Origin of the sequence: Streptomyces sp. NPDC058741, assembly GCF_042746715.1 — a bacterium.
Taxonomy (GTDB): Bacteria; Actinomycetota; Actinomycetes; order Streptomycetales; family Streptomycetaceae; genus Streptomyces.
In genome coordinates, this window is record NZ_JBHYQH010000025.1 from 39,685 (window position 1) to 61,636 (window position 21,952).

Below are 21,952 nucleotides of genomic sequence, written 5' to 3' on the forward strand. Positions count from 1 at the left end.
ACCGGACCGCCCGCGGGCGTTCGCGTCCTCGCGGTACGGCCGTCAACACGGCGCGACGACAGCACCTCGCAACGTCGTTCGACATGCCATCCGTTTCCCTGAAATGCCGCGACACCCCCTGTGGTCGGCTGCCCCGTCGGCATTGTCTTGATCGGGTCTGTCCCCACTGCGAACGGAGACGCCCCGTGCGAATGACTGACCTCCAGCGCTGCGACGTCCGGCCCGGACGACTCGTCGAGTGGACGCTCAGTCCGGCGACCGTCGCGGCGGCGAAGGCCCTGCCGGAGGACTCGCGTCCACCCGCCTACATCCAGGAGGCACACCTGCGGACGGCGCGCACGGTGCGCGAGGACGGACTGTTCGTGCCGACCTGGATCGGCGCGGCCTTCGACCTGCCCGGCCGGGCCGACCTCGACGCGCTGGGCGAGGCGCTGCGCGGCTGGACGCTGCGCCACGAGACACTGCGCAGCGGCTTCCGCTGGGTGGGCGGGCCCGGTGACTCGATCCGCCGCTTCACGCTCGACGCGGACGCCGTCTCGCTGCACCGCGAGGACGCCGGGGACTTCACCGACGCCGCGGCCCTCGCCCGGCATCTCCAGGACCGCTTCGACACCACGGCGGACGCCCTGCGCTGGCCGAACCTCATCTACACGGCCGTCGTCCGGGACGACTCCACCAGCGTGTACATGGCCTTCGACCACAGCAACGTCGACGCGTTCTCGATCTACCGCATCCCGGCCGAGGTCCACGAGCTGTACGCCGCCCACCGCACCGGCCGGCTCCCGGACCGGCCACCGGTCAGCAGCTACGTCGACTTCTGCGAGGCCGAACGGGCGGACGCGGACCGGATCGACGCCGACCACGAGATCGTCGCCCGCTGGCGGGAGTTCATCCGGCGCTGCGACGGGCGGCTGCCGAGCTTCCCCGTGGACCTCGGCCTGGCGGACGGCGGCGCGCTGCCCACCCAGAGGCTGATGCGCGAGATGCTCGTGGACGCGGACGCGGCCGCCGCGTTCGAGGCGTACTGCCGCCCCTGCGGCGGCAGCCTCGTCGGTCTGCTGGCGGCGACCGCCCTCATCGTCCAGGAGATCGGCGGTACGCCCGTCTACCGCACCGTGGTGCCCTTCCACACCCGGCGAGGTCGGTGTACTCGGACTCCGTGGGCTGGTACGTCGGCGGCGCGCCGATCGAGGTGCCCGTGGCCCGCACGCCCGACTTCCCCGCCACGCTGACGACCGTGCGCAACGCGCTGCACGCCGCCCGGCCGCTGGCCCGCATGCCGCTGGCCAGGGTACTGGGGCTGCTCGGCGCGGACTTCCGGCCGACCTCGCCCGACATGTACTCGATCGTGTCGTACGCCGACGCCCGGGACATCCCGGACTCCACGAGCTGGACCGAGCGCAACGCCTACGGCCTGATCCGGGTCTCCCACGGCGACCAGGTCTGCGCGTGGGTCACCCGGCTGCACGAGGGGCTGTGGTTCGCGGCCCGCCACCCGGACACCGACGTCGCCCACAAGAACCTGCGGCTGTACGCCGACCGGCTGCGCGACGTCATCCTGTCGGTCGCGGACCGCGCCCCCCGCACCAGGCGCTGAGACGCCCCCGGCCTACACGCCCGCGTACGAGTGCAGGCCGGAGACGAACATGTTCACGCCGTAGTAGTTGAACAGCCAGCAGCCGAAGGCGGCGAGGGCCAGGTAGGCGGCCTTGCGGCCCTTCCAGCCGGCCGTGGCGCGGGCGTGCAGGTAGCCGGCGTAGGCGACCCAGGTGATGAACGACCAGGTCTCCTTGGGGTCCCAGCCCCAGTAGCGGCCCCAGGCGTCGCCCGCCCAGATGGCGCCCGCGATGATCGTGAACGTCCACAGCGGGAAGACCGCGGCGTTGACGCGGTAGGCGAACTTGTCCAGGGAGGCGGACGAGGGCAGCCGCTCCAGGACGGACGTCGCGAAGGTGCCGGGCCGGCCGCCGCCCGCGAGCTTGTTCTCGTAGGAGTCCTTGAACAGGTACAGGATCGTGGCGACCGCGCCCACGTAGAACACCGCGCCGCAGAGGATCGCGGTGGAGACGTGGATGTACAGCCAGTACGAGTGCAGCGCCGGGACCAGCTGGTCGCTCTCCGTGTACAGGACCGTGACCGCGAGGCCCAGGTCGAGCAGGACCGTGGTGGTCAGGAACAGGCCCAGCCAGCGCACGTTCTTCCTCAGCGCCAGCAGCAGCAGGTACACGCCGACGGCGACCGTGGAGAAGGTGATGTTGAACTCGTACATGTTGCCCCAGGGCGCCCGCTGCACCGAGGCCGCGCGGGTGACGACGCCGCCCGCCGCGATGAGGAACCCGAGCACCGTGAGGGAGACGGCGATCCGGCCGTACAGGTCGCCCTGCTCGTCCCCGCCGTGCGCGCCCGGGCCGTCCGGCACGTCCCGCCGGCCGGCCGCGGCCCGCACGGTCACCTTCGGCCGCTCCAGCACGGCCGTGCCGCCCGCCTTGTTCACGGTGACGGCGGGCGCCTTTCCGCCCTCGGGCGCGGCCGTCAGCGCGGCGGCGGTCCGGGCGACCTTGCTGCGGCTGCCGAAGAGCCATTCGGTGATGTACGCGAAGAAGGCCAGGGTGTAGACGGCCATCGCGGAGTAGATCAGCGTGTTGCTGACGTTCGCGAGGTTCTCGTTGGTCGCGGCGGCCAGTTCGGTTGCGGCGGCGAGAGTCACTGCTGCTCAGCCCCTTCGGCGGGTACGGGGGTGTCGGTGCCCGGCTCCTGGCCGGGGTCGGGCGGATCTGCGGGGTCGGGCGCTCCGGGCGCATGGTCGTACAGGATCCCGGCGAGGGTCCCCAGTTCCTCGGGGACCTTGGCGGACTCGCTGCGGCCGAGGCCGGCCATCTCCACCACGGTGACGCCGTCCGGGCCCGGCACCGCCCGCACCCAGACGCGGCGGCGCTGCACGAACAGCGAGCCGGCCAGGCCGAGGATCGCGGCGACCGCACCGCCCAGGGCCCAGCCGCTGGCGGGCTGCCGGGTGATCTGGAACTGGGCCCACTCCTTGACGTCCTTCTCGAAGGTGACCGAGCCGGCGCCGTTGGGCAGCTGCATCGTCTGCCCGGGCTTGAGGAGCTTCTTCAGCAGCTTGCCGTCGGAGTCCTTGAACTCCTTCATGTTGCGCTTGTCGAGCTGGTAGACGCTCTGCGGCAGGCCCGAGTCGACCCCCAGGTCGCCGTGGTAAGCGTTCAGCGCGAGCACCGGGCTCAGCAGCGCGGGGAACTGCGAGACCATCGCGCCGCCCTCGTAGGTGGGCACGAAGAACGCCTGGAAGCCGAGCTGTTCCTTCTCGCCCGCGGCGTTGCGGTAGCCGTCCATGACCTTGACGGCGCCGGAGGAGGTGGCGAAGCCGTCCAGCGGCAGCAGTGGCACGGCCTCGCGGTAGACGACGTCGCCCTTGCCGTCGCGGACGGTGATGACCGGGGCGTATCCGTGGCTGGCGAGGTAGACCTTGGTGTCGCCGACGGTCAGCGGCTCGTTGACCTTGATGGTCCGGTGCCGTTCCTCGCCGTAGGCGCCCTCGCTGTAGTCCACCGTCGCCTGGTAGGTGCGCGGGGTGCCGCGGTTGGGGCCGCTCATCTCGTAGGTGCCCTCGAAGTCCTTCAGGCGGAAGCTGAAGGGGTTCAGGTCGTCCTGCGTGAAGAGGTTGCCGGACTTGAAGTCGTCGTACTGGGTGAGCGTGTTGGAGAAGCCGTCGCCCTCGACGACCAGCTTGAAGCCCTCGGCCTTGAACAGCTGGCCCCAGGCGAAGGCGATCAGCATCACGATCAGGGCGAGGTGGAAGACGAGGTTGCCGACCTCGCGCAGGTAGCCCTTCTCGGCGGCGACCGCGTCACCGGCGACGTGCGCGCGGAAGCGGCGCTTGTCCAGCAGGGCGAGCGCGGCGGTCCGGACCTCCTCGGGCGCGGCCGTCGTACGCCACGTGGTGTGGGCGGGCAGCCGGTTCAGCCGCTTCGGCGCGCCCGGCGGCCGGCCGCGCAGCTGGCCGACGAACTGCCAGGTGCGGGGCACGATGCAGCCGATGAGGGAGACGAACAGCAGGATGTAGATCGCGGAGAACCACACCGAGCTGTAGACGTGGAACAGCCCGAGCTTGTCGTAGACGTCCCCGAGGGTGGGGTTGTTCTTGCGGAAATCGGCGACCTTGGTGGCGTCGACGCCGGTCTGCGGGATCAGCGAGCCGGGGATCGCGCCGAGCGACAGCAGCAGGAGCAGCAGCAGCGCGACCCGCATGGAGGTGAGCTGCCGCCAGAACCAGCGGGCCCAGCCGAGCGCGCCCAGGGACGGCAGTCCCGGCCCGTCCTCCCGGGGGGCGGTGGACAGCCGGGCCCCGGCGTCGCCGAGGTCGCGGTTGTCGGAGGTGCCGGCGGGGGCCGGGTCGGTGGTGCCGGTCTTGCTCATCGCTCAGATCCCCACAGTGAAGCCGTTGGACCAGGTCTGCATCTCCTGCACGATGCCGTCCCAGGCGCCGGTCAGCAGCAGCAGACCGGTGACGATCATCATCGAGCCGCCGATGCGCATCACCCAGACATAGTGGCGCTTGACCCAGCCGAAGGCGCCGAGCGCCTTGCGGAAGGCGACGGCGGCCAGCACGAACGGCAGCCCGAGGCCGAGGCAGTAGGCCACGGTCAGCAGGGCCCCGCGGCCCGCACTGCCCTGGTTGGAGGAGAGCGCCAGCACGGAGGCGAGGGTCGGTCCGATGCAGGGCGTCCAGCCGATGCCGAACAGCGCGCCCAGCAGCGGCGCCCCGACCAGGCCGGTCACGGGCCGCTTGTGGAAGCGGAACTCGCGCTGGGTCATCCAGGGCATCAGCCCCATGAAGAACACGCCCATGAGGATCATGAGCCCGCCGAGCACCTTGGACAGGACCCCGCGGTTGGCCTGGAGGGTGTCGCCGAAGTAGCCGAACAGCGCCCCGGAGGAGACGAACACGGCGGTGAAGCCGAGCACGAACAGGGAGGCGCCCGCGATCATCCGCCCGCGCCGGGCCTCGGCGAGGTCGGTGCCGGTGACGCCCGTCACGTACGACAGGTAGCCGGGGACGAGCGGCAGCACGCACGGGGAGAAGAAGGAGACGAGACCGCCGAGCAGCGCGATGGGCAGGGCGGCCAGCAGGGCGCCGTTGAGCACCGTGCCGTTGTAGCCCGTCGCCGCGAGCGTGGTGACTGCGGAGGTCACGTCACTTCTCCGCGAGGACCGGGGCGATCATCTTGCGCAGCTTCTCCTCGCTGAGCGCCTGGAGCGAGCGGGCGGCGATCCGGCCCTGCCGGTCGAGGACCAGGGTGGAGGGGATCGCCTGCGGGTTGAGCGTGCCGCGCTCGAAGCGGAGCATCAGCTTGCCGGTCGGGTCGTACAGGCTCGGGTACGTCACGCCGTAGGCCTTCTCGAAGGCGAGGGCCGGGCCGGTGCCGGTGTCGCGGGTGTTGATGCCGACGAACTGCACGCCCTGGTCCTTCAGGTCCTGGGAGACCTTCTGGAAGCCGGGGGCCTCGGCACGGCAGGGCGGGCACCAGGAGCCCCAGACGTTGACGACGACGACCTTGCCCTTGTAGTCGTCGACGTTCAGCTGCTTGCCGTCGACGGTCCTGCCGGACAGGTCCGGGGCGTCCGCGCGTTCGCCCTTGTCCGCGGTGGCGATGCCGTCCTCGCCCAGGACGAAGTTGGTGTCACCGCCTCCGCCGGAGGTCCCGCCGGAGCCGCACGCGGACAGCGTCAGGGCCGCCGCCGCGGCACCGGCGGTGAGCAGAAGGGCCCTCGGGGGGCGGCGGGTGCGGTTCGAGCGCAGGGGGGCGCGGCTGGCGGCACTCATGTGAAAAGTTTCGCATGTCCGTTCCGGGGATCTTTCCCACCCCCCTCGCGGGTGGAGCACCGCACGTCAGGCGGCGTTCAGGGAGGGTGCGCCGGAGTCGCCGGGGGCCGCCTTCAGGAACTCCTTCCAGCCGCCGGCGGGCTGCTGCCCGACGTCGAGGGTGCGCAGCCTTGCGAGGATCTCGGGCTTCTGCGCGTCCATCCAGTCGACGTACTGCCGGAATGAGACGAGACGCACGTCCCCGCCCCTGTCCTTCTCCCGTGCGATGTGCCGGAAGGCCTCCTCGACGGCGTCCATGTAGATGCCGCCGTTCCACTGCTCGAAGTGGTTGCCGATGAAGAGCGGTGCCCGGTTCGTCTCGTAGGCCCGCTTGAATCCCCGGATGTACGCCTGCGCCGACTGCTCCCGCCAGCCCGGGTAGTGGTGCGCCGGGGCCTTGGTGGAGTTCAGGGACTGGTTGGCCAGCATGTTGTAGTCCATGGACAGGACCTCGAAGCCGCGACCGGGGAAAGGTATCTGCTGCAGGGGCAGGTCCCATATTCCCGCACGCTTCACGGGCCACACCTGGCGGCCGCCGGGCGAGGAGGCGTCGTAGCGCCAGCCGAGTTCGCGGGCGGTGGGCAGCAGGTTGTCCTGGCCGAGCAGGCAGGGCGTGCGGCCGCCGACGAGCTCCTTGTCGTAGTCGAAGGGCAGGGACGGCAGGTCCGTCCAGCCGGTGTGGGTGCGCCACCGCTTCACGAAGGACTTCGCCTGGTCGATCTCGCTGCGCCACTGCCGCGGCGTCCAGTTCCTGACCGAGCCGTGGGACTCGCCGCAGAAGTGCCCGTTGAAGTGCGTGCCGATCTCGTGGCCCTCCAGCCAGGCGCGGCGCAGGTACTTCAGCGTGTCCTTGATGTGCGCGTCGGTGAGGTAGCCGATGTCGGAGGCGCCGCGCGGGTTGTTCGGGGGGTCGTAGAGGCGCTTCTTCGACTCGGGCAGCAGGTACAGCCCCGACAGGAAGAAGGTCATGCTCGCGCCGTGCTCCTTCGCCAGGTCCAGGAAGCGCGGGAAGAGCCCGGTGCCGACCTCGCCGGCACCGTCCCAGGAGAAGACGACGAACTGCGGGGGCTCCTGACCCGGCTTCAGCGGCTCGGGCCGTGCGGGCTGGTGGGGCTGCCTGCCGGTGTAGGCGGTGGACCCGTCGCCGATCGGCCGGGCGGTGGGCCCGGGTTCGGGCCCGCCCTGCGCGGAGTGGCCGGAACCGTCCGCGCGGCCGGAGTCGTCCGAGCCGGTGAGGCCGCCGCAGCCGGCGAGCGGGACGGCGGCCGCGGCTCCCGCGCCGATTCCGAGCATTTCCCTACGGGTGAGAGCGCGCATGGCATCCCCGATTCGTCACGTCGTGCCGGTCACCCAGTAGGAGGACGTGACGAACCGGTAGGTTCCGCCGGTATTTGCAGATTCAGTAACGAAGCGGTCGTTGGCGACCAGAAGGGGACGAGACGCTTCCTGTCAGGCGCCGAACGCCTTGTCCTTGCCCTTCACCGGCTTCGCGCCCGCCAGCAGGTGCGCCGGGACGAGATCGCGGGCCGGCTCGCTGTAGCCCACGGAAACGATTCGGTCGCCGTGGTACGTGAAGCTCGTCAGGGACGCGAGGGTGCACTGCCGCTTGCGCGGGTCGTGCCACAGCCGCCGCCGCTCGACGTAGGACCGCACGATCCAGATGGGCAGCTGGTGGCTGACCACGACGGCCTCGTGCCCGCGGGCCTTGTCCTTCGCCGCTCCCAGGGCGCTCATCATCCGCACGACCTGGTCGATGTACGGCTCGCCCCAGGACGGCCGGAACGGGTTGACCAGGTGCTTCCAGTTGCCCGGGTTGCGCAGCGCCCCGTCCCCGACGCCGAAGGTCCTGCCCTGGAAGATGTTGGCGGCCTCGATCAGCCGGTCGTCGGTCGCGAGGTCCAGCCCGTGCGCCTTGGCGATCGGCTCGGCCGTCTCCTGCGCCCGCTCCAGCGGGGAGGCGACGACGTACGTCACATCGCGCCCCGACAGGTGCTCGGCGACCCGGTCGGCCATGCGGCGGCCCAGGTCGGACAGGTGGTAGCCGGGCAGGCGGCCGTAGAGGATGCCGTCCGGGTTGGCGACCTCGCCGTGCCGCATGACGTGCACGACGGTGGCGTCGCCGTCGCTCCCGGGGCTCGTCGCCTCGCTCATGCCGTCGCCTCCGCCGCCGCGCGGGCCGCCGCCGGGAGGGCGTCGGCGATCCGCTGCAGGGCGCGCTCGTCGTGCGCGGTGGACACGAACCAGGACTCGAAGGAGGACGGCGGCAGGTAGACGCCGTTCGCGAGCAGCGAGTGGAAGAACGCGGTGAAGCGGAAGGACTCCTGTGCCTTGGCGTCCTCGTAGTTCCGCACCGGCCGGTCGGTGAAGAAGACGGAGAACATGTTGGAGGCGGTCTGCAGCCGGTGCGCGACTCCTTCCTTGCCCAGGGCGTCGGTGACGAGCCCCTGGATCTCCTTCGACACCGCGTCGACCTTGGCGTAGGCGGCGTCGTCGAGCAGCCGCAGCTGGGCGAGCCCGGCCGCGGTGGCCACCGGGTTCCCGGAGAGCGTGCCGGCCTGGTAGACGGGCCCGGCCGGGGCGAGGTGGGCCATGACGTCCGCGCGCCCGCCGAAGGCCGCGGCCGGGAAGCCGCCGCCCATGACCTTGCCGAAGGTCATCAGGTCGGGCACCACGCCGTCCACCCCGAACCACCCGGCGCGGCTGGTCCGGAAGCCGGTCATGACCTCGTCGGAGACGTAGAGGGCCCCGTGCTCGGAGCAGATGTCCTTCAGGCCCTGGTTGAACCCGTCGGCGGGCGGTACGACGCCCATGTTGCCCGGGGAGGCCTCGGTGATCACACAGGCGATCTCGCCGGGGTGGGCGCGGAAGGCCTCGCGGACGGCGTCCAGGTCGTTGTACGGCAGCACGATCGTGTCGCCGGCCTGGGCGCCGGTGACGCCCGGGGTGTCCGGCAGCGCGAACGTGGCGACGCCGCTGCCGGCCGCGGCGAGCAGCGAGTCGACGTGCCCGTGGTAGCACCCGGCGAACTTGACGACCTTGGTGCGCCGCGTGAACCCGCGCGCGAGCCGGATCGCCGACATGGTGGCCTCGGTGCCGCTGGACACCAGCCGCACCTGCTCCAGCGGCGCGACCCGGGCGACCATCTCCTCGGCGAGCGCGACCTCGCCCTCACCGGGCGTGCCGAAGGACGTGCCGCGGGCGACGGCGTCCTGGACGGCGGCGATCACCTCGGGGTGCGCGTGCCCCAGGATCATGGGGCCCCAGGAGCAGACGAGGTCGACGTACTCCCGCCCGTCGGCGTCGGTCAGAAAGGGACCGGTGCCGGACACCATGAACCGCGGTGTGCCGCCCACGGCGCGGAAGGCCCGGACCGGTGAGTTCACGCCACCGGGCGTGACGGCCGCGGCCCGGTCGAACAGAGCCTGCGAGGCCGGTGCTTCATACGGATATGTCAGTTCGCTCATGACCTGCGACTTCTCCGACCTTCTCCGACGTCGTCGGGCTCCGGGTGTCAGTGACCTGTTCAGGGTAGGTCAGGGCCACGGGGAGCCGGGGTGTGGGACGACCGCTCGCGGGCCCCCCGTCGTCTGCGAGACTGGGACCTGGTACACACAGCTCCGGCGGCCCGGGTGGCCGGAGGCTGCGAAGATCCTTCGGCCGGATGTTTCGAGGCACGTTTCGGCGGACGGCCGCGGGGGAGGTCACTGACACGATGATCGGGTTGCGCGGGGGCGACGCGTCCTGGAAAAGCAGTCGGGTGGAGATATGCATCGCGGTGGCGGACTGGGCGAGGGGACTGACGACCTGGGTCCTCGGCGAGCCCGGCGGGGAAGGCACCGGCGCGAAGCGGAGGACACGCAGGAACCACGCCACGCGCAGGGCCGGAGCCGGCCCGCTGAACCGGAGCGCCTCGACGGACGTACTGAACGCCGAGTGGACGATCTTCGGGCGGAGAGCGGGAACGGTGGTCGGGTGGGGGTGACGTACAAGTACTTCGGCGCGCCCGACGGCGCGACCGCGGCCCGCGTCCCGATCTCGATGCGCCCCGAGGAGCTCGGCGGCGACGAGCTCGGCATGAACGGCATGTTCACCAAGATCAAGCCGGAGACGATGGCCGCGATGGTCCTGACGGGCATCGAGGGCGTTCCCCTGCACAAGGTCCCGCCCCTGGAGCTGGTGGTCCTCCACCCCGACTACGCCGTGGTCAAGCTCCCCATGACGGTCGTCGACCCCCTGCGCGGCATCGGCGAGGAGGCGGTGGGCGCGGCGGCGTTCATCTGGTCGACGGTCCCGGACCGGGGCGGTCCGCGAGACGCGTTCAACGTGTACCAACTGCTGCACGAGTGGCAGGACTTCAGCCACCGGCTGCATGAGGCGGGGCATCAGCCTTATTGCCTGGTGTGGCCGTGAGCTGAGGTCTCCCCGAGTTCGGGGCGAGGTTTTCGGACCCCGCCTTTGTTATGTGCGGAGGGGGCCGCCAGGGACACGGAGGGAGCACTGGCGCGGCGGCGTTGATCACCTTTCTGCCCGGCCGCCACCGTCCGGCCAGGGCGCCTGGGGTTTGCGGTGCTTGCCGGTGCCGGAGCCGAGCGGCTTCGGTGTTCCGGTGCCGATCTCCAGCACGCTCATGCCGTCCTGCACATCCAGGTCTTCGAGCATCCGGACCACGAGGCTCGGCAACGTCGACGACGAGGTTGGGGCCGCGTTGCTGATCGGCTTCGGGTCGGCCCAGTCGATGTCCTGGCCGTCGAACTGAGTCATCCATGTCTCGTCGGTGTAGACGAGCCGGAGCCACTCCTCCTTGCCGACCGTTTCCGGTGTGACCGGCTCCCAGGTGGTGGCGCCCGGGACATGGCTCTCCCGGTAGAAGCGCGGGATGAACCTGTGCCGGGGCACGGCCTCCACGGCGGCCCGCCATTCAGGGTGTTGCGGTCGCCCTGGCCCGTGGTGCCGGTCGCGGGGTTCGTACCGGAGGATGTGCCGTGGCCCGGGGACATGGTGGGCACCCCGGACGTGTCGAAGTACCGGGCGGTCTGCGTCTGCGGATCCAGCGTCACCGTCGCGTAGACGGGGCCCTCGACGGGCGGGTACGGGGCGATGCGACGCAGACCCCACGGGGCCGCCGTCAGATGCCCCTGCGGCAGCGGGCTACCCGTGGGGAATCGGTCCATGTGGTTGAACACGGTCTTCCTTCCTGTCAGAAGTTCTCTACTTCGCCTGACTTGCTCACCCGCACGGCATCGAGGAACGCGATCCTGCTTGTGCGGGAGTCTCAGGGGCGCCGGGAACAATAGGCACCGGGCCCTACGTCGAGACCGGACCGGGATTCCGCAGCCCGTCCAGGACTCGTTGAAGGAGGCTGATGTCCGGTGCGCGGGCCTCGACTGCCAGTCGGCCGTCGCCGTACCAGCGGCTGAGCTGCTGCCGCCACGCGATCTCGGCACGTTGCATCTCCGCGCGGATCTCGCCGAGAGCCAGTCCCGACTCGACGCGCAGCCGCACAAGGTCGGCGGGAGTTATCCGGACCGACTCTGGGACAGCAACCGCGCCGGCCTCGTCAGGCGGACGCGTCGGGCCGAAGGCCAGCTGCACGCACGCGTCCGGGAACGGGTCGCCGGCCAGTTCCTCCGAGGGCAGGAGTCGTAAGGAGACGCGCGAGATCAGCATGCGGCCGGCACCCGCAGCTCTGCCCAGACGAGCTTGCCCCAACGATGCAGGTCGTAGCCCCACCGCCAGCTCAGCGACTCGACCAGGAGCAGACCACGGCCGCCCTCGGAGTCACCTTCAGGGCAGCCCGGTTCCGGGGTGTCTCGGCACGTGTCGGCAACGCCGATCCGAATCACTTCGGCCGTCTCACGCCGAATCACCACACGGACCACGCGACATCGCGTGTGGCTGACGGCATTGCTGATCAGTTCCGAAACGATCAGAGTGCCCACCTCGGCCAACTCGCCTATGTCCCAAGTGTCCAGAGTCGCGGAGACAAGCAGACGTGCGCGGCGCGCGGATTCCGGCTCGCACGGCACCGTCTCGGTGTAGCCCGGAACACCAGTCGCGGTTGGCTTGGCGGCGGTCATGGTCACGGGGTCATCCCTCCGAGGCTGGGACGCCCGCCCCGCGAAGGGTACGCAGGAGCGGGCTTTCCTCCACGCCATCGAGAGGCGGGAAGGGGAATCTCGCCCGCTCAACGGCTGGTACCGAGTCAACGGCCCTTGGCCGACGACGAACAGGAAAAGTCGCGCCCCACAGCACCTACGCGAACCGGAAGACTTTACGCTTCGGTGACCTCGGGTCTGGTTCGGCCGGTAACCACAGGGCTACGGTCGGTCCATGGGAGCGAACGCCATCCTCAAGAGCCGGATGGAGGAACTCGGGCTCACCCAGGAAGAACTGGCTGGTCGGATGAACGCTGCGCTGGCAGAGATCACCGGCAGGCCCGGTGACGTCTCCGACCGCACAATCCGCAACCTCCTCAATGGGACCTCCCGCCGCCCCATCGGACGCACGTGTGCAGCCCTGGAGCGAGTGTTCGGTTGCCCCGTCAAGGACTTAGGGTTCAGCGCACCACGCACCATGCAACACCCGCAGGAGGACCCCGTGCGGCGTCGCACTTTCCTCACCTCAACGACCGGGGGCGCGGCTGCCGCCATTCCCTTGGTGGCTCAACGCCGGACGGTCGGCATGTCGGACGTGGCTCGCGTCGCTGCCGGCATGAACGCCCTTGTCGAAGCCGACGACCGCCAGGGCGGACACACGGCACTGGAGAAGGCCGCGGCCCAGGGCCGCACCAGGGTGCTGGAACTACAGCAGCGCAACGCCGGCGAACGCGTCCGCCGAGCCCTGTACGCGCTGGCCGCCGAGTACACCACCATCGCCGCCTGGTCTTGCATCGACGCCCGCAACCTCGACCAGGCCCAGAGCTACCTGAACGAATCAGCGACGTACGCCGGCCTCTCCCAGGACGGCCCTACTGAAATCCGGGTGTGGGTCAACCTCTCGATGCTCGCCTATCAGCGGCAGAACTGGCCCGAAGCGCTCGCAGCGGCCCAGGCCGCTCAAGCCTCCTCAGCGGCTCGCCGAGACCCGTTCTTCGATTCGCTGGGCCGAGTCCGCGTCGCCCTCGCATACGCGGCTCTCGGCGACGGCCGTGCGGGCCTGCGTTCACTGGGATCAGCCCAGGACACCTTCACGAGGGTGGCCGACCGAGAGCGTCCGCGCTGGACCGCCTTCTACGGGCAGGCCGAACTTGACCACCTCGCCGCAATCGTGCAGTTCAACAGCGGACGCCACGCTCATGCCGAAGCCATGGCGCACCGCGCCCTGGCCAGGATCCCGATGGCCTTCCGGCGCAACAAGGCCCTCGCGACCGCCCAGCTCGCCCTCGCACAGCTCCACCAGGGAGAAGCCGAACAGGCCACGGCCTCAGCCACTGACGTCTTCCAGATCATGGGTCGCGACCCGCTGCCCGGCCGTATGCGCACACTCATGGGCGACTTCCACCGGGGCCTGTTCGTCATGGCCCCCTCCACCTCCTACGCACGAGACTGGGCAGACCGCATGCGAACCGTATGGAGCCGAGCGTGACCGACCTGCGTCACTTCCAGCACGGAAGCCTCCCCGAGGTCTTCCGGCAGATGCTCATCGACGTACACGCCGACGCCTACGCCGACCAGATGGACGACCCCTTCCACCAGCGCTTCGCCTGGTTCGTCGACCACTGGACCGGCATGGACGGCTTCTCCTGCGTGGTGGCCTACGACGAAGACGAACCGGTCGGCTTCGCCTACGGCGCCCCGCTCGCCCCCGGCCGCGAATGGTGGCGCTCCACCGCCTACGAGCCGAACAACGGCTATTCCTCCACCTACGCGGTCTCCGAAGTGATGGTGCGCCCAAGCTGGCGTAAGCAGGGAATCGCCGACCGCCTGCACGAGGCGCTACTCAAGGAACGTACGGAAGACCTCGCCGTGCTGCTGGTCGACGTCACACACCCCAAGGTCCAAGCGCTCTACGAGACATGGGGATACGCCAGAGTCGGCGAACAGCAACCGTTCGCCGACTCACCGGTGTACGCGGTCATGGTCAAAGACCTTCGGGACTGAGTCGCCGTCAGCCAGTGACAAGACGGCTGTCGAACCCGGCCCGCACAAGTCGCTCGTAGGCGTCATACACATCCGCTGGCACTTCCTGCTCGACGGCGAAGCCGAGCTTCGGATACTCGATCACCCGTTGCAGATCGCCCACCAGCATGTCCACGACGAGCTTCTCGTCGCCGATGGACTTGATGTAGTCGTCCAACTCCAGCGGCTCGGAGGCACACACGACGTCCACCTCAGGCCACAGCTTGCGGCAGGTCGCGTACGAACGGCGCTCCATGTACGGCTTGGAGATCAACAGGAGCGACTCGACCCGGATGCCGGCCTTGGCCAACAACTCGCGGGAGAAGGTGATGTTCTGGCCAGTGTTGGCTGCCTTTGACTCGACCAGGACCGCCTCGTCCGGCACGCCCAGGCTCAGCGCGTGCTCGCGGTAATGGACGGCCTCGCCACGCGGGAAGCGGGCCCATGGGACTGTTGCCGCCACTGAACACCACGACTTTGAAAAGGCCAGCGCGGTACAAACCAGCGGCCGCGGTGGCCACACCGAGGTCGTGGCTGCCCAGGCCGATCGCCGCCGAGCACGGCCGCTGCTCGTGTCCCATCTGGTGGTAGTTCCAGATCAGCGTCGCATCGCAAAACTGTTCGTCACCGATCCGGTCCTGCTGGTGCATCATCGCTGTAGGTTCCTGCAGGAAGATTTACAGCGGCTCCGAATTTACCCCCAACGCGGCGCTTCCACTCCAAGGGCTCCAGCAAAGCACGCCCGGCAAGACGGCGGTGCATACCCGCCTCATCCGTTAGCTCGGTAACAAATCCCAGCGAATCAGCCCAAGCCGCCCATAGTGCTGAATTTGTGCGTCGCTGAAGAACCTCTGTAGCGTCAGTGGGGCTCATGTGAAAACCTCGGGTGCGCAGACGACCGGTACAGCAGGAGTGGACGGGAAACTGGCGAACCACCCGCTGATGTCATCCGCATGATGCTCCTCCCGCACGTACACACGCTGCAACTTCACCAAGGACAAGCGCCCCGGGTACAGCACCTCCGCCTGACGATCCGTAGTCCAAGAGGCAGACTGACCAGCGAATCGTGCCATCGGTTGGGAGTAGCGACCACTGACGACGTCAGCGAACATCGCGTTCAGTCCGTCCGCTCCTGTGGCGCGGCGCACGGACCAGGCACCGACTCTGCGCGCCAGCCGGGTGGCGGCCGACAGTCCGGACAAGCCCGACCCGGTCTCCCGGCTGCGCCGGCTGATCTCGTGGGGGGACAGGGCCGCGCCAGAAGCCGAAGGCTCTGGCGCGGCACCGCTTCAGCGTGTGCAGCCGGGTACCGTGCCGGCGCAGTTGGTCGGCGTGTTACCGCGGACACGGCTGCTGTTGAGGCTGACCGTGCCGTTGGTCCTGAGAATGCCGCCGGCGCCTGCTCCGTCCGTGGCCACGTTGCTGTTGACGTTGGTGCGGGTCAGGTCGGCGCTGCCGCCGATGTTGGCGATCCCGCCACCATCACGCGCCACGTTGTCGTTGATGTTGCTGGCCTGGACCGTCAACTGGCCCTGGTTGGCGATTCCGCCCCCCAGGTTTCCGGCACTGTTCCCGATGACTCGACTGTTGGTGATGGTCCCGATGCCGTCGGCGATGAAGCCACCACCCGTCTGCGTCGCCCTGTTGCCCGAGATGGTGGTGCGATCGACCGTGACCGTCGTACCCGAAAGGCCACCGATTCCGCCGGAGAAGGCGGCCTGATTGTTGAGGATGTCGCTCCGCTCGACGAAAAGGGAGCCCGAGCCGATCACGCCGATTCCCCCGCCGAAATTCACGCTTTCCCCGGTCGCGTCTCCATTGGAGATGGTCGCGCCGTTCAGGGTGAGCTGGCCGGAGACCGTGAAGACGCGGAAGGCGGCGGCCCCGCTGTCGCGGGTGATGGTGTCGCCATTCGCGTTGATCGTGATGTTCCCGGTCACCTCCGGAAGCCGCGTGGTCAGGGTGTAGACGCAGCCCGGAGCCAGCGAGAGCACGGCAGACGGTGCGGCGTTGGCGTCGGTGATGGCTGTCGACAGAGCGCCTTCGTTGCAGGCGACGAACGTGTCGGCCTGTGCGGTCGCCGGCAAGGCGGAAGCGCCGATGGCCATGATGGCGCTCATACCGGCGACCTGAGCGACGCGCCTGATCGTCGTGCGAACAGACATGGTGTCCTTTCAGTCCATAGGGGTGGGTTCTGTGCTGCGAGGAACGGGTCGAGAACATACGGCAGTGCAAAGACCTGGCACCTAGGCGCACGCCGCGGCAATTTGCCCTTCCACCTAATTGGCTGAGCACCGGTGCCGGTGAGGGGGGCAGGGGAACAAGGACGGTCCCGACAGCCGGAAGCGACCTCACCAGGAGCGCTCTCCGGGCATACCCAGGGCACATGAACCTGGAAAGCCGATGGTGTCCCGCCGGCTGGTGCGGCCGGTCAAGGCGCCGGAATCCGCCAGTCCGTGATGGCGTCTCCGCCGGGCCCGGTAGGCGACTCGCTTCAGCAGGGCGCCTCGCGGAATGCCGCCTCTGCGGAGATCGTCGGAGACGTCGTGTCGGCAACGTGGAAGGAACGCGATGATGATCGCGAAGAGCACACCGTTCCTATCGCCAGGCAGGGGCTCCATGAGGGCCCTTTCGGCTTGGCCAGATACTCGAATGCGGCCAGGTGAACAGCAACGGGCATGGCGCCCGCTCCTTCGGGTTCTTCTTCTGGAACGTGTGTTTCGCGTTCATCGAGCGCTTATCGGTACTGCCGTCTGTCCCGAAGCCCGCATCACCTTGCGTGTTCCCGGTGAAGCCGGCGGGACCCAGCTCGCAGGACCACTCGCCGGTCCAGCCCTGACCGACGTCGCCGCTGGAGCCACTGAGGGAGCCCCGAGCGGCCGAGTGGCCGAGCGGGCCGTTGGGGAAGAGTGTTCTTGGCGGTGATCCGCTGGGCGTCGTTCACGCTGTGGGTGGTGCATCGCGGGCAACCGGGGTCGACGCCCTGGATGGTGAGGTTCCCGGCCTGGTCGTGGCAGTACTGCCGGGAGGAGTTCAGCGTGGTGCGTGCTGGGCGGAATCAGCCCTGCCTCTTGGCCCGCATCACGCGCGAGAAAGCCGCAAAGCGGCACAGGCGCGACGTGAGAAGGCCCGGGCGGCTCCGGCGCACGGCACTTCTTTGACCGGAATCCCCTCTACGATCACCCGCCATGGACTGGCTGGGGCGCATGGCGAAGCTGAGGCAGTGGACACGGAGCGGGACGCGGGCTCCGCACAAGCCGTTGCTGCTTCTCTACGCCCTCGGGCGGTTCCAGGAGGACGCCGACGGCGCTCTGCGGTACACCGCGGTGGAGTGCGATCTGCAGCGCCTGCTGGCCGAGTACGGGCCGCCCCACAAGACGACCCCCGCCTATCCCTTCCATCACCTCGTCAGCGACGGCGTATGGGAAGTGCGTACCGACCGCGGACCCGGCAGCCCGGGCAGCGGGGTGCGCGACCTTCGTGAGACGGGCGCCACCGGCCGGCTCGCCCCGGACCTGAGAGCGGCGCTGCGGCGCGAGCCGGACCTGCTCGGCAGGATCGCGCGGTCCCTGCTCGACCTGCACTTCCCACCCTCCCTGCACGGGGAGTTGTGCGAAGCCGTCGGACTGGACCTGGAGCCCGCGGAGGTCGAGCGGCTCTCCGCGGTACGCAGGCGGCGGGACCCGCGGATGCGGGAACTGGTGCTGACCGCCTACGAGTACCGCTGCGCCTTCTGCGGGTACGACGGCAGGATCGGCGCGGTGCCGGTCGGCCTGGAGGCCGCTCACGTGCGCTGGTGGGCGTTCGGCGGACCCGACGAGGTCGAGAACGGGCTGTGCCTGTGCTCGCTGCACCACAGGCTCTTCGACAAGGGCGTCCTCGGCGTGGGGGACGGCCGGCGCGTCCTCGTCTCACAGCGGTTCGTCGGTCACAGTCCTGCCGCCCGCGAGCACGTCACCTCCCTGGCGGGCCGCCCTCTCCTCGGCCCCCAGCCCGGCGCGCATCCGGTCGCCGCGGCTCACCGCGAGTGGCACGTCCGGCAGGTCTTCCACGGCGAACCGCGCCCTGCCCCGACCGCCTGACCCGGGCGGCGGGGAACCAGCGGTGCGGCGAGGTGCAGCCGGGCGCCGCACCGCTCAACCGGCCACGCCGACGGTGCGCAGAAGTCCGAACACGGCCAGGGTCGGTCCGACCACGACGAAGACCCTCCGGTTCCGGATCTGCGTCGGCTTGCCGCCGGTCGTGCCGAAGAGCTCCTTCGGGCCGGCAGCGCCCGCCCGGGAGAAGCGCGGTGCGAAGACGGCGGAGGCCGGCCCGAAGTCGGTCATGGGGATCCCTGCGGCGACTCACCGGAGCTCTTCCCGGTCGGTGACCCGGTGGCATCAACTGCCGCCGTCCGGTGCCTCCGGGTTCCCGTCCGAACCCGGAGGAGCCGTCGCCGGTCACAGCCGGGCCGCCTCGACCAGTGAGGCCCGCTCGCCCTCGTCCAGAGGCCGGCCGGACGGCAGTGCGTCGTCGTCCAGCAGGCGCCGGACCCACGCCGCGTCGGCGGCGAAGGCCGCTCGGCACCGGGCCCGTTCCGGGTGGTCGGCCTCGGGGCCGCCGATCGCCAGGTCCCACGCGTTGTCCCGGTCCGTCGGCGCGGACAGGGCGGCGGCCACGAGCACGATCTCGAACAACTCGGCCCGGCGCGGGACCGATGGATCGGCGGCCAGTCGCAGCAGGTACGGGACGACCGCCGGCATCGCGGCGCTGATGGACATCGGGCCCGACATCACCACCCAGTCCAAGGCGCGCTCGGCCGTCTCCGCCGCGTCCGGATCGAGCAGCCCGCGCAGGATGACGGGGACATCGGCCGGGCAGCCGGGCAGCGACGACCACGGCACGTCCTCGCAGCCTTCCAGCGCCGGATGCGGGGAAGCCGCTTGCCTCAGGTGCGGGTGGGCCGCCGTCAGGGCCGCCGTCGCGGCCACCGCCGCCGCCTCGTGATCCACTCGGCACATCGGCGTGCCTCCCCCCGGCCACCGGCGCCGTACCGGCGAACATCGACTGCGCGAGTCCACGTACGAACGCGGGGGTCGGTTCACCGCGGTCGGCGCCCCGACTGCCACGTGCCGGGCGGGACAGGACCCAGCGCTCCGCAGGCCGCGTCAGGAGGGGGGCGTACCCGGCAGGCGCTCCGCCAGCGTGGCCGCGAACTCCTCCGCCCGCGCCAGTTTCGTGCGCAGATCCTGGACCCGCTGCTGGGCCGCCTGCTCGAAGCCCCGGATCCGCTCCAGGAGTTGCTCGCGCTCCGCGGGCGGCAGCGCCTCGCCGGCGTCGAGCCGGTCGGTGGCGTCGAGCAGGGCGCGCATCTCGTCGAGACTGAAGCCGAGCGGCTTCATACGGCGGATGACCATCAGGCGGGCGACGTCGGCCTCCGTGTAGAGACGGAAGCCGCCCTGCGAGCGCGCTGAGGGGATGACGAGGCCGGTGTCCTCGTAGTGCCGGATGGTGCGCAGCGACAGCTCGGTGCGTGCCGCGACCTCGCCGATCTGCATGTGCTCGCCGCTCACGCGTGATGCCTTCCTCGTCGCCTGGCGGGCAAACCCTACTCTAACGTTAGGGTAGGGTTGCCCGGGTGTGCGGACCGGCTGCCCGCCGTGTCCGTTCCCATGGTGCGGGATGCCGTCCCCGGCGAAGACCCTCGTCCGCAGGAGAGAGCGTGCGCATGTCCGTGATGCCCGGCCTCGCCGCCGCCTGCCCGCCGTGACCCTTCGTCCCGACGCGGCGCCCGGCGCCCTCATGGGTCGTCCGGCCGTCGCCGGCTGACTTCCCCGTGCCGCTCGCGGACTTCGTCCGGGAGCGCTGCGGTCCTCCGTCCCTTCCCGCGCGCCCGCCGTGATGCCGGGTGTGCCCGAGCACGACAGGTTCCCTTCCTCTTGCCTTCCTCCGCATCGTCCCCGGCCGCGTGGCTGCGCGGCTCCCGGCGTCCGTCCTGGCTGTCCGACCCGAAGGTGCTGCGCACCGAGGTGCTGGCCGGTCTCGTGGTCGCCCTGGCGCTGATCCCCGAGGCGATCTCGTTCTCGATCATCGCCGGGGTCGACCCCGCTGTCGGCCTGTTCGCGTCGTTCACGATGGCCGTGACGATCGCCGTCGTCGGCGGCCGGCCGGCGATGATCTCCGCAGCCACCGGTGCCGTCGCCCTCGTGATCGCCCCCCTGAACCGCGAGCACGGTTTCGGCCACCTCGTCGCGGCCGTCATCCTCGCCGGCGTCTTCCAGATCATCCTGGGCGCGCTCGGCGTGGCCGGGCTGATGCGGTTCGTGCCGCGCAGTGTGATGGTCGGCTTCGTCAACTCCCTCGCCGTCCTCATCTTCATGGCGCAGGTGCCGGAGATGACGGACGTCCCCTGGCCGGTCTATCCGCTGATCGCCGCCGGACTCGCGCTGATGGTGTTCTTCCCGAAGGTCACCACGGTGGTCCCGGCGCCGCTGGTGTCCATCGTGATCCTCACCGTCCTCACCGTCGCGGCCGGGATCGCGGTGCCGACCGTGGGCGACAAGGGCGACCTGCCTTCTTCGCTGCCGGTGCCCGGCCTGCCGGACGTGCCGTTCACCCCGGACACCCTGACGACCGTCGCGCCGTACGCGCTCGCGATGGCGCTGGTGGGCCTGATGGAGTCGCTGATGACCGCGAAACTGGTCGACGACATCACCGACACCCACTCCTCCAAGACCCGCGAGTCCGTCGGCCAGGGCGTCGCCAACATCGTCACCGGCTTCCTCGGCGGCATGGGCGGCTGCGCGATGATCGGCCAGACGATGATCAACGTGCGGGTGTCCGGCGCCCGCACGCGACTGTCGACGTTCCTGGCCGGAGCGTTCCTGATGGTGCTGTGCATCGCCTTCGGGCCGATCGTCTCCGGCATCCCCATGGCCGCGCTGGTCGCCGTCATGATCATGGTGTCGGTGGCCACCTTCGACTGGCACTCCGTCGCCCCGAAGACCCTCCGCCGGATGCCGGCCGGTGAGATCACCGTCATGGTGATCACCGTCGTGTGCGTGGTCGCCACCCACAACCTCGCCATCGGCGTCGTCGTCGGCTCGATCGCCGCGACGGTCGTCTTCGCCAAACGCGTCGCGCACCTCGCCGAGGTCACCGCCGTCACCGACCCCGACGGCGGCACCGTCGTCTACCGGGTCACCGGCGAGTTGTTCTTCGCCTCCTCCAACGACCTGGTCGGCCGCTTCGACTACGCCACCGACCCCGGCAGGATCGTCATCGACCTGTCCGCCGCCCACATCTGGGACGCCTCCTCCGTCGCCGCTCTCGACGCCGTCGAGACCAAGTACGCCCAGCGCGGCAAGACCGTGGAGATCACGGGCCTGAACGAGCCCAGCGCCCGGATCCACGAGACGCTCAGTGGGGAGCTCACCGGCGGCCACTGACCGGCTCAGCCGCACGGCAGACCGGAGCGAAAGGCTGTAAAGGCAACTAAAGTGACACATAGGCGCTGCGGCCGGTGAAAGGGCTCCCCATGGACCCGTGGCTCATATGGCTGATCGTCGCGGGTGTGCTGGCCGTGGCGGAGATCTTCACGCTCACCGCCGCCCTCGGCATGCTGAGCGCGGCCGCGCTGGTCACGTCCGGAGCCGCCGCCCTGGGACTGCCGGTGCCCTTCCAGTTCCTGGTCTACGCCGTCGTCGCCGGCGTCACCGTGCTGTTCCTGCGGCCCGTCGCGGTGCGTCACCTGCGTCCGCCGCCGACGGCCCGCTTCGGTGTCGAGGCGCTGGTCGGCAGGACCGCCTACGTCGTGACGCGGGTGACCGGCGCGGGCGGCAGGGTGCGCATCGACGGCGAGGAGTGGACCGCCCGCAGCTACGACGAGACGCTGGTGATCGAGCCCGGCACGGCCGTCGACGTCATGGAGATCAGCGGCACCACCGCATTCGTCTACCCCCGGGACTGAGGT

Annotated in this window: 21 protein-coding genes and 3 pseudogenes; 7 read left to right on the forward strand and 17 right to left on the reverse strand. The window is 70.1% G+C overall.

Going from position 1 to position 21,952, the window contains the following annotated elements; all coding sequences use genetic code 11:
• The first annotated feature begins 185 nt into the window (after positions 1–185).
• Positions 186–1,597, forward strand: a pseudogene (locus ACFW6P_RS20630) (condensation domain-containing protein).
• A gap of 12 nt (positions 1,598–1,609) precedes the next feature.
• Here ACFW6P_RS20630 and ccsB read toward each other — a convergent pair.
• The 7 genes from ccsB to hemL form a co-directional block, all read right to left on the reverse strand.
• The gene (gene ccsB, locus ACFW6P_RS20635) at positions 1,610–2,707 is read right to left on the reverse strand and encodes a c-type cytochrome biogenesis protein CcsB (RefSeq protein ID WP_386355780.1); all 1,098 of its coding nucleotides are present in this window, start codon (positions 2,705–2,707) and stop codon (positions 1,610–1,612) included.
• Positions 2,704–4,434, reverse strand: coding sequence for a cytochrome c biogenesis protein ResB (locus ACFW6P_RS20640; RefSeq protein WP_386355777.1), 1,731 nt, complete (start codon positions 4,432–4,434; stop codon positions 2,704–2,706). The genes ccsB and ACFW6P_RS20640 overlap by 4 nt, the downstream gene beginning before the upstream one ends.
• A 3-nt stretch (positions 4,435–4,437) precedes the next feature.
• On the reverse strand, positions 4,438–5,211 hold the full coding sequence (locus tag ACFW6P_RS20645) for a cytochrome c biogenesis CcdA family protein (RefSeq protein WP_386355774.1): 774 nt from the start codon (positions 5,209–5,211) through the stop codon (positions 4,438–4,440).
• Position 5,212: 1 nt separating this feature from the next.
• Positions 5,213–5,842, reverse strand: a complete 630-nt coding sequence (locus tag ACFW6P_RS20650) for a TlpA family protein disulfide reductase (RefSeq protein WP_386355771.1) — start codon at positions 5,840–5,842, stop codon at positions 5,213–5,215.
• Positions 5,843–5,908: 66 nt separating this feature from the next.
• A complete protein-coding gene (locus tag ACFW6P_RS20655; RefSeq protein WP_386424330.1) occupies positions 5,909–7,174 on the reverse strand; it encodes a hypothetical protein in 1,266 nt (421 codons plus the stop codon).
• 156 nt (positions 7,175–7,330) lie between these two features.
• Entirely contained in the window at positions 7,331–8,032 is a 702-nt protein-coding gene (locus ACFW6P_RS20660; RefSeq protein WP_386424332.1) for a histidine phosphatase family protein, read from the reverse strand.
• Complete coding sequence (gene hemL / locus ACFW6P_RS20665; RefSeq protein ID WP_386355762.1) at positions 8,029–9,345, reverse strand: glutamate-1-semialdehyde 2,1-aminomutase; 1,317 nt, start codon at positions 9,343–9,345, stop codon at positions 8,029–8,031. Before hemL ends, ACFW6P_RS20660 begins: the two co-directional genes overlap by 4 nt.
• Before the next feature lie 508 nt (positions 9,346–9,853).
• On the opposite strand from hemL, the gene ACFW6P_RS20670 reads away from it, so the two are divergent.
• Positions 9,854–10,291, forward strand: a complete 438-nt coding sequence (locus ACFW6P_RS20670) for a hypothetical protein (protein WP_003974483.1) — start codon at positions 9,854–9,856, stop codon at positions 10,289–10,291.
• Positions 10,292–10,396: 105 nt separating this feature from the next.
• Here ACFW6P_RS20670 and ACFW6P_RS20675 read toward each other — a convergent pair whose 3' ends face one another.
• The 4 genes and pseudogenes from ACFW6P_RS20675 to ACFW6P_RS20690 all read right to left on the reverse strand — a co-directional run bounded on the left by ACFW6P_RS20675 (position 10,397) and on the right by ACFW6P_RS20690 (position 11,958).
• Positions 10,397–10,786: a hypothetical protein gene (locus ACFW6P_RS20675; RefSeq protein WP_386424340.1), complete on the reverse strand. Its 390-nt coding sequence runs from the start codon at positions 10,784–10,786 to the stop codon at positions 10,397–10,399.
• 17 nt (positions 10,787–10,803) lie between these two features.
• Positions 10,804–11,064 (reverse strand): annotated as a pseudogene (gene tgmA / locus ACFW6P_RS20680) (putative ATP-grasp-modified RiPP); the annotation flags it as partial.
• Between the two features lie 121 nt (positions 11,065–11,185).
• Positions 11,186–11,548, reverse strand: a complete 363-nt coding sequence (locus ACFW6P_RS20685; RefSeq protein WP_386424334.1) for a hypothetical protein — start codon at positions 11,546–11,548, stop codon at positions 11,186–11,188.
• Positions 11,542–11,958, reverse strand: a complete 417-nt coding sequence (locus ACFW6P_RS20690; protein ID WP_386355895.1) for an ATP-binding protein — start codon at positions 11,956–11,958, stop codon at positions 11,542–11,544. The genes ACFW6P_RS20685 and ACFW6P_RS20690 overlap by 7 nt, the downstream gene beginning before the upstream one ends.
• A 253-nt stretch (positions 11,959–12,211) precedes the next feature.
• Here ACFW6P_RS20690 and ACFW6P_RS20695 point away from each other — a divergent pair, with 253 nt between their 5' ends.
• Together ACFW6P_RS20695 and ACFW6P_RS20700 are read left to right on the forward strand one after the other, a co-directional pair.
• Entirely contained in the window at positions 12,212–13,465 is a 1,254-nt protein-coding gene (locus ACFW6P_RS20695) for a helix-turn-helix domain-containing protein (RefSeq protein WP_386424336.1), read from the forward strand.
• Positions 13,450–13,980 carry a GNAT family N-acetyltransferase gene (locus ACFW6P_RS20700; protein ID WP_386355755.1) on the forward strand — a complete coding sequence of 177 codons (531 nt, stop codon included), beginning with the start codon at positions 13,450–13,452 and terminating at the stop codon, positions 13,978–13,980. Before ACFW6P_RS20695 ends, ACFW6P_RS20700 begins: the two co-directional genes overlap by 16 nt.
• A gap of 7 nt (positions 13,981–13,987) precedes the next feature.
• On the opposite strand, the pseudogene ACFW6P_RS20705 reads toward ACFW6P_RS20700, so the two are convergent.
• The 3 genes and pseudogenes from ACFW6P_RS20705 to ACFW6P_RS20715 all read right to left on the reverse strand — a co-directional run bounded on the left by ACFW6P_RS20705 (position 13,988) and on the right by ACFW6P_RS20715 (position 16,118).
• Positions 13,988–14,651, reverse strand: a pseudogene (locus ACFW6P_RS20705) (YdcF family protein).
• 216 nt (positions 14,652–14,867) lie between these two features.
• Complete coding sequence (locus tag ACFW6P_RS20710; protein ID WP_386355892.1) at positions 14,868–15,146, reverse strand: DarT ssDNA thymidine ADP-ribosyltransferase family protein; 279 nt, start codon at positions 15,144–15,146, stop codon at positions 14,868–14,870.
• A 141-nt stretch (positions 15,147–15,287) separates the two neighbouring features.
• Entirely contained in the window at positions 15,288–16,118 is an 831-nt protein-coding gene (locus tag ACFW6P_RS20715) for a hypothetical protein (protein ID WP_386355752.1), read from the reverse strand.
• 1,068 nt (positions 16,119–17,186) lie between these two features.
• Here ACFW6P_RS20715 and ACFW6P_RS20720 point away from each other — a divergent pair.
• The gene (locus tag ACFW6P_RS20720) at positions 17,187–18,080 is read left to right on the forward strand and encodes a phosphorothioated DNA-binding restriction endonuclease (RefSeq protein WP_386355749.1); all 894 of its coding nucleotides are present in this window, start codon (positions 17,187–17,189) and stop codon (positions 18,078–18,080) included.
• Between the two features lie 54 nt (positions 18,081–18,134).
• On the opposite strand, the gene ACFW6P_RS20725 is transcribed toward ACFW6P_RS20720, so the two are convergent.
• The 3 genes from ACFW6P_RS20725 to ACFW6P_RS20735 all read right to left on the reverse strand — a co-directional run bounded on the left by ACFW6P_RS20725 (position 18,135) and on the right by ACFW6P_RS20735 (position 19,553).
• Positions 18,135–18,326: a hypothetical protein gene (locus ACFW6P_RS20725; RefSeq protein WP_386355746.1), complete on the reverse strand. Its 192-nt coding sequence runs from the start codon at positions 18,324–18,326 to the stop codon at positions 18,135–18,137.
• A gap of 114 nt (positions 18,327–18,440) precedes the next feature.
• Positions 18,441–19,001, reverse strand: coding sequence for a hypothetical protein (locus tag ACFW6P_RS20730; RefSeq protein ID WP_386355743.1), 561 nt, complete (start codon positions 18,999–19,001; stop codon positions 18,441–18,443).
• 147 nt (positions 19,002–19,148) lie between these two features.
• Entirely contained in the window at positions 19,149–19,553 is a 405-nt protein-coding gene (locus tag ACFW6P_RS20735; RefSeq protein ID WP_386355740.1) for a MerR family transcriptional regulator, read from the reverse strand.
• Between the two features lie 366 nt (positions 19,554–19,919).
• On the opposite strand from ACFW6P_RS20735, the gene ACFW6P_RS20740 reads away from it, so the two are divergent.
• Together ACFW6P_RS20740 and ACFW6P_RS20745 are read left to right on the forward strand one after the other, a co-directional pair.
• The gene (locus ACFW6P_RS20740) at positions 19,920–21,428 is read left to right on the forward strand and encodes a SulP family inorganic anion transporter (RefSeq protein WP_386424338.1); all 1,509 of its coding nucleotides are present in this window, start codon (positions 19,920–19,922) and stop codon (positions 21,426–21,428) included.
• Positions 21,429–21,517: 89 nt separating this feature from the next.
• Positions 21,518–21,949, forward strand: coding sequence for an NfeD family protein (locus ACFW6P_RS20745; protein WP_386355734.1), 432 nt, complete (start codon positions 21,518–21,520; stop codon positions 21,947–21,949).
• The last annotated feature ends 3 nt before the right edge of the window (positions 21,950–21,952 follow it).

Coding starts and splice junctions, on each gene's coding strand:
- ACFW6P_RS20640 (WP_386355777.1), bottom strand. CDS start 4,434: ATGAGCAAGACCGGCACCACCGACCCGGCCCCCGCCGGCACCTCCGAC.
- ACFW6P_RS20655 (WP_386424330.1), bottom strand. CDS start 7,174: ATGCTCGGAATCGGCGCGGGAGCCGCGGCCGCCGTCCCGCTCGCCGGC.
- ACFW6P_RS20730 (WP_386355743.1), bottom strand. CDS start 19,001: ATGTGCCGAGTGGATCACGAGGCGGCGGCGGTGGCCGCGACGGCGGCC.
- ACFW6P_RS20700 (WP_386355755.1), top strand. CDS start 13,450: ATGGAGCCGAGCGTGACCGACCTGCGTCACTTCCAGCACGGAAGCCTC.
- hemL (WP_386355762.1), bottom strand. CDS start 9,345: ATGAGCGAACTGACATATCCGTATGAAGCACCGGCCTCGCAGGCTCTG.
- ACFW6P_RS20745 (WP_386355734.1), top strand. CDS start 21,518: ATGGACCCGTGGCTCATATGGCTGATCGTCGCGGGTGTGCTGGCCGTG.
- ACFW6P_RS20695 (WP_386424336.1), top strand. CDS start 12,212: ATGGGAGCGAACGCCATCCTCAAGAGCCGGATGGAGGAACTCGGGCTC.
- ACFW6P_RS20660 (WP_386424332.1), bottom strand. CDS start 8,032: ATGAGCGAGGCGACGAGCCCCGGGAGCGACGGCGACGCCACCGTCGTG.
- ACFW6P_RS20715 (WP_386355752.1), bottom strand. CDS start 16,118: ATGAGCGCCATCATGGCCATCGGCGCTTCCGCCTTGCCGGCGACCGCA.
- ACFW6P_RS20690 (WP_386355895.1), bottom strand. CDS start 11,958: ATGACCGCCGCCAAGCCAACCGCGACTGGTGTTCCGGGCTACACCGAG.
- ACFW6P_RS20720 (WP_386355749.1), top strand. CDS start 17,187: ATGGACTGGCTGGGGCGCATGGCGAAGCTGAGGCAGTGGACACGGAGC.
- ACFW6P_RS20685 (WP_386424334.1), bottom strand. CDS start 11,548: ATGCTGATCTCGCGCGTCTCCTTACGACTCCTGCCCTCGGAGGAACTG.
- ACFW6P_RS20650 (WP_386355771.1), bottom strand. CDS start 5,842: ATGAGTGCCGCCAGCCGCGCCCCCCTGCGCTCGAACCGCACCCGCCGC.
- ACFW6P_RS20725 (WP_386355746.1), bottom strand. CDS start 18,326: ATGACCGACTTCGGGCCGGCCTCCGCCGTCTTCGCACCGCGCTTCTCC.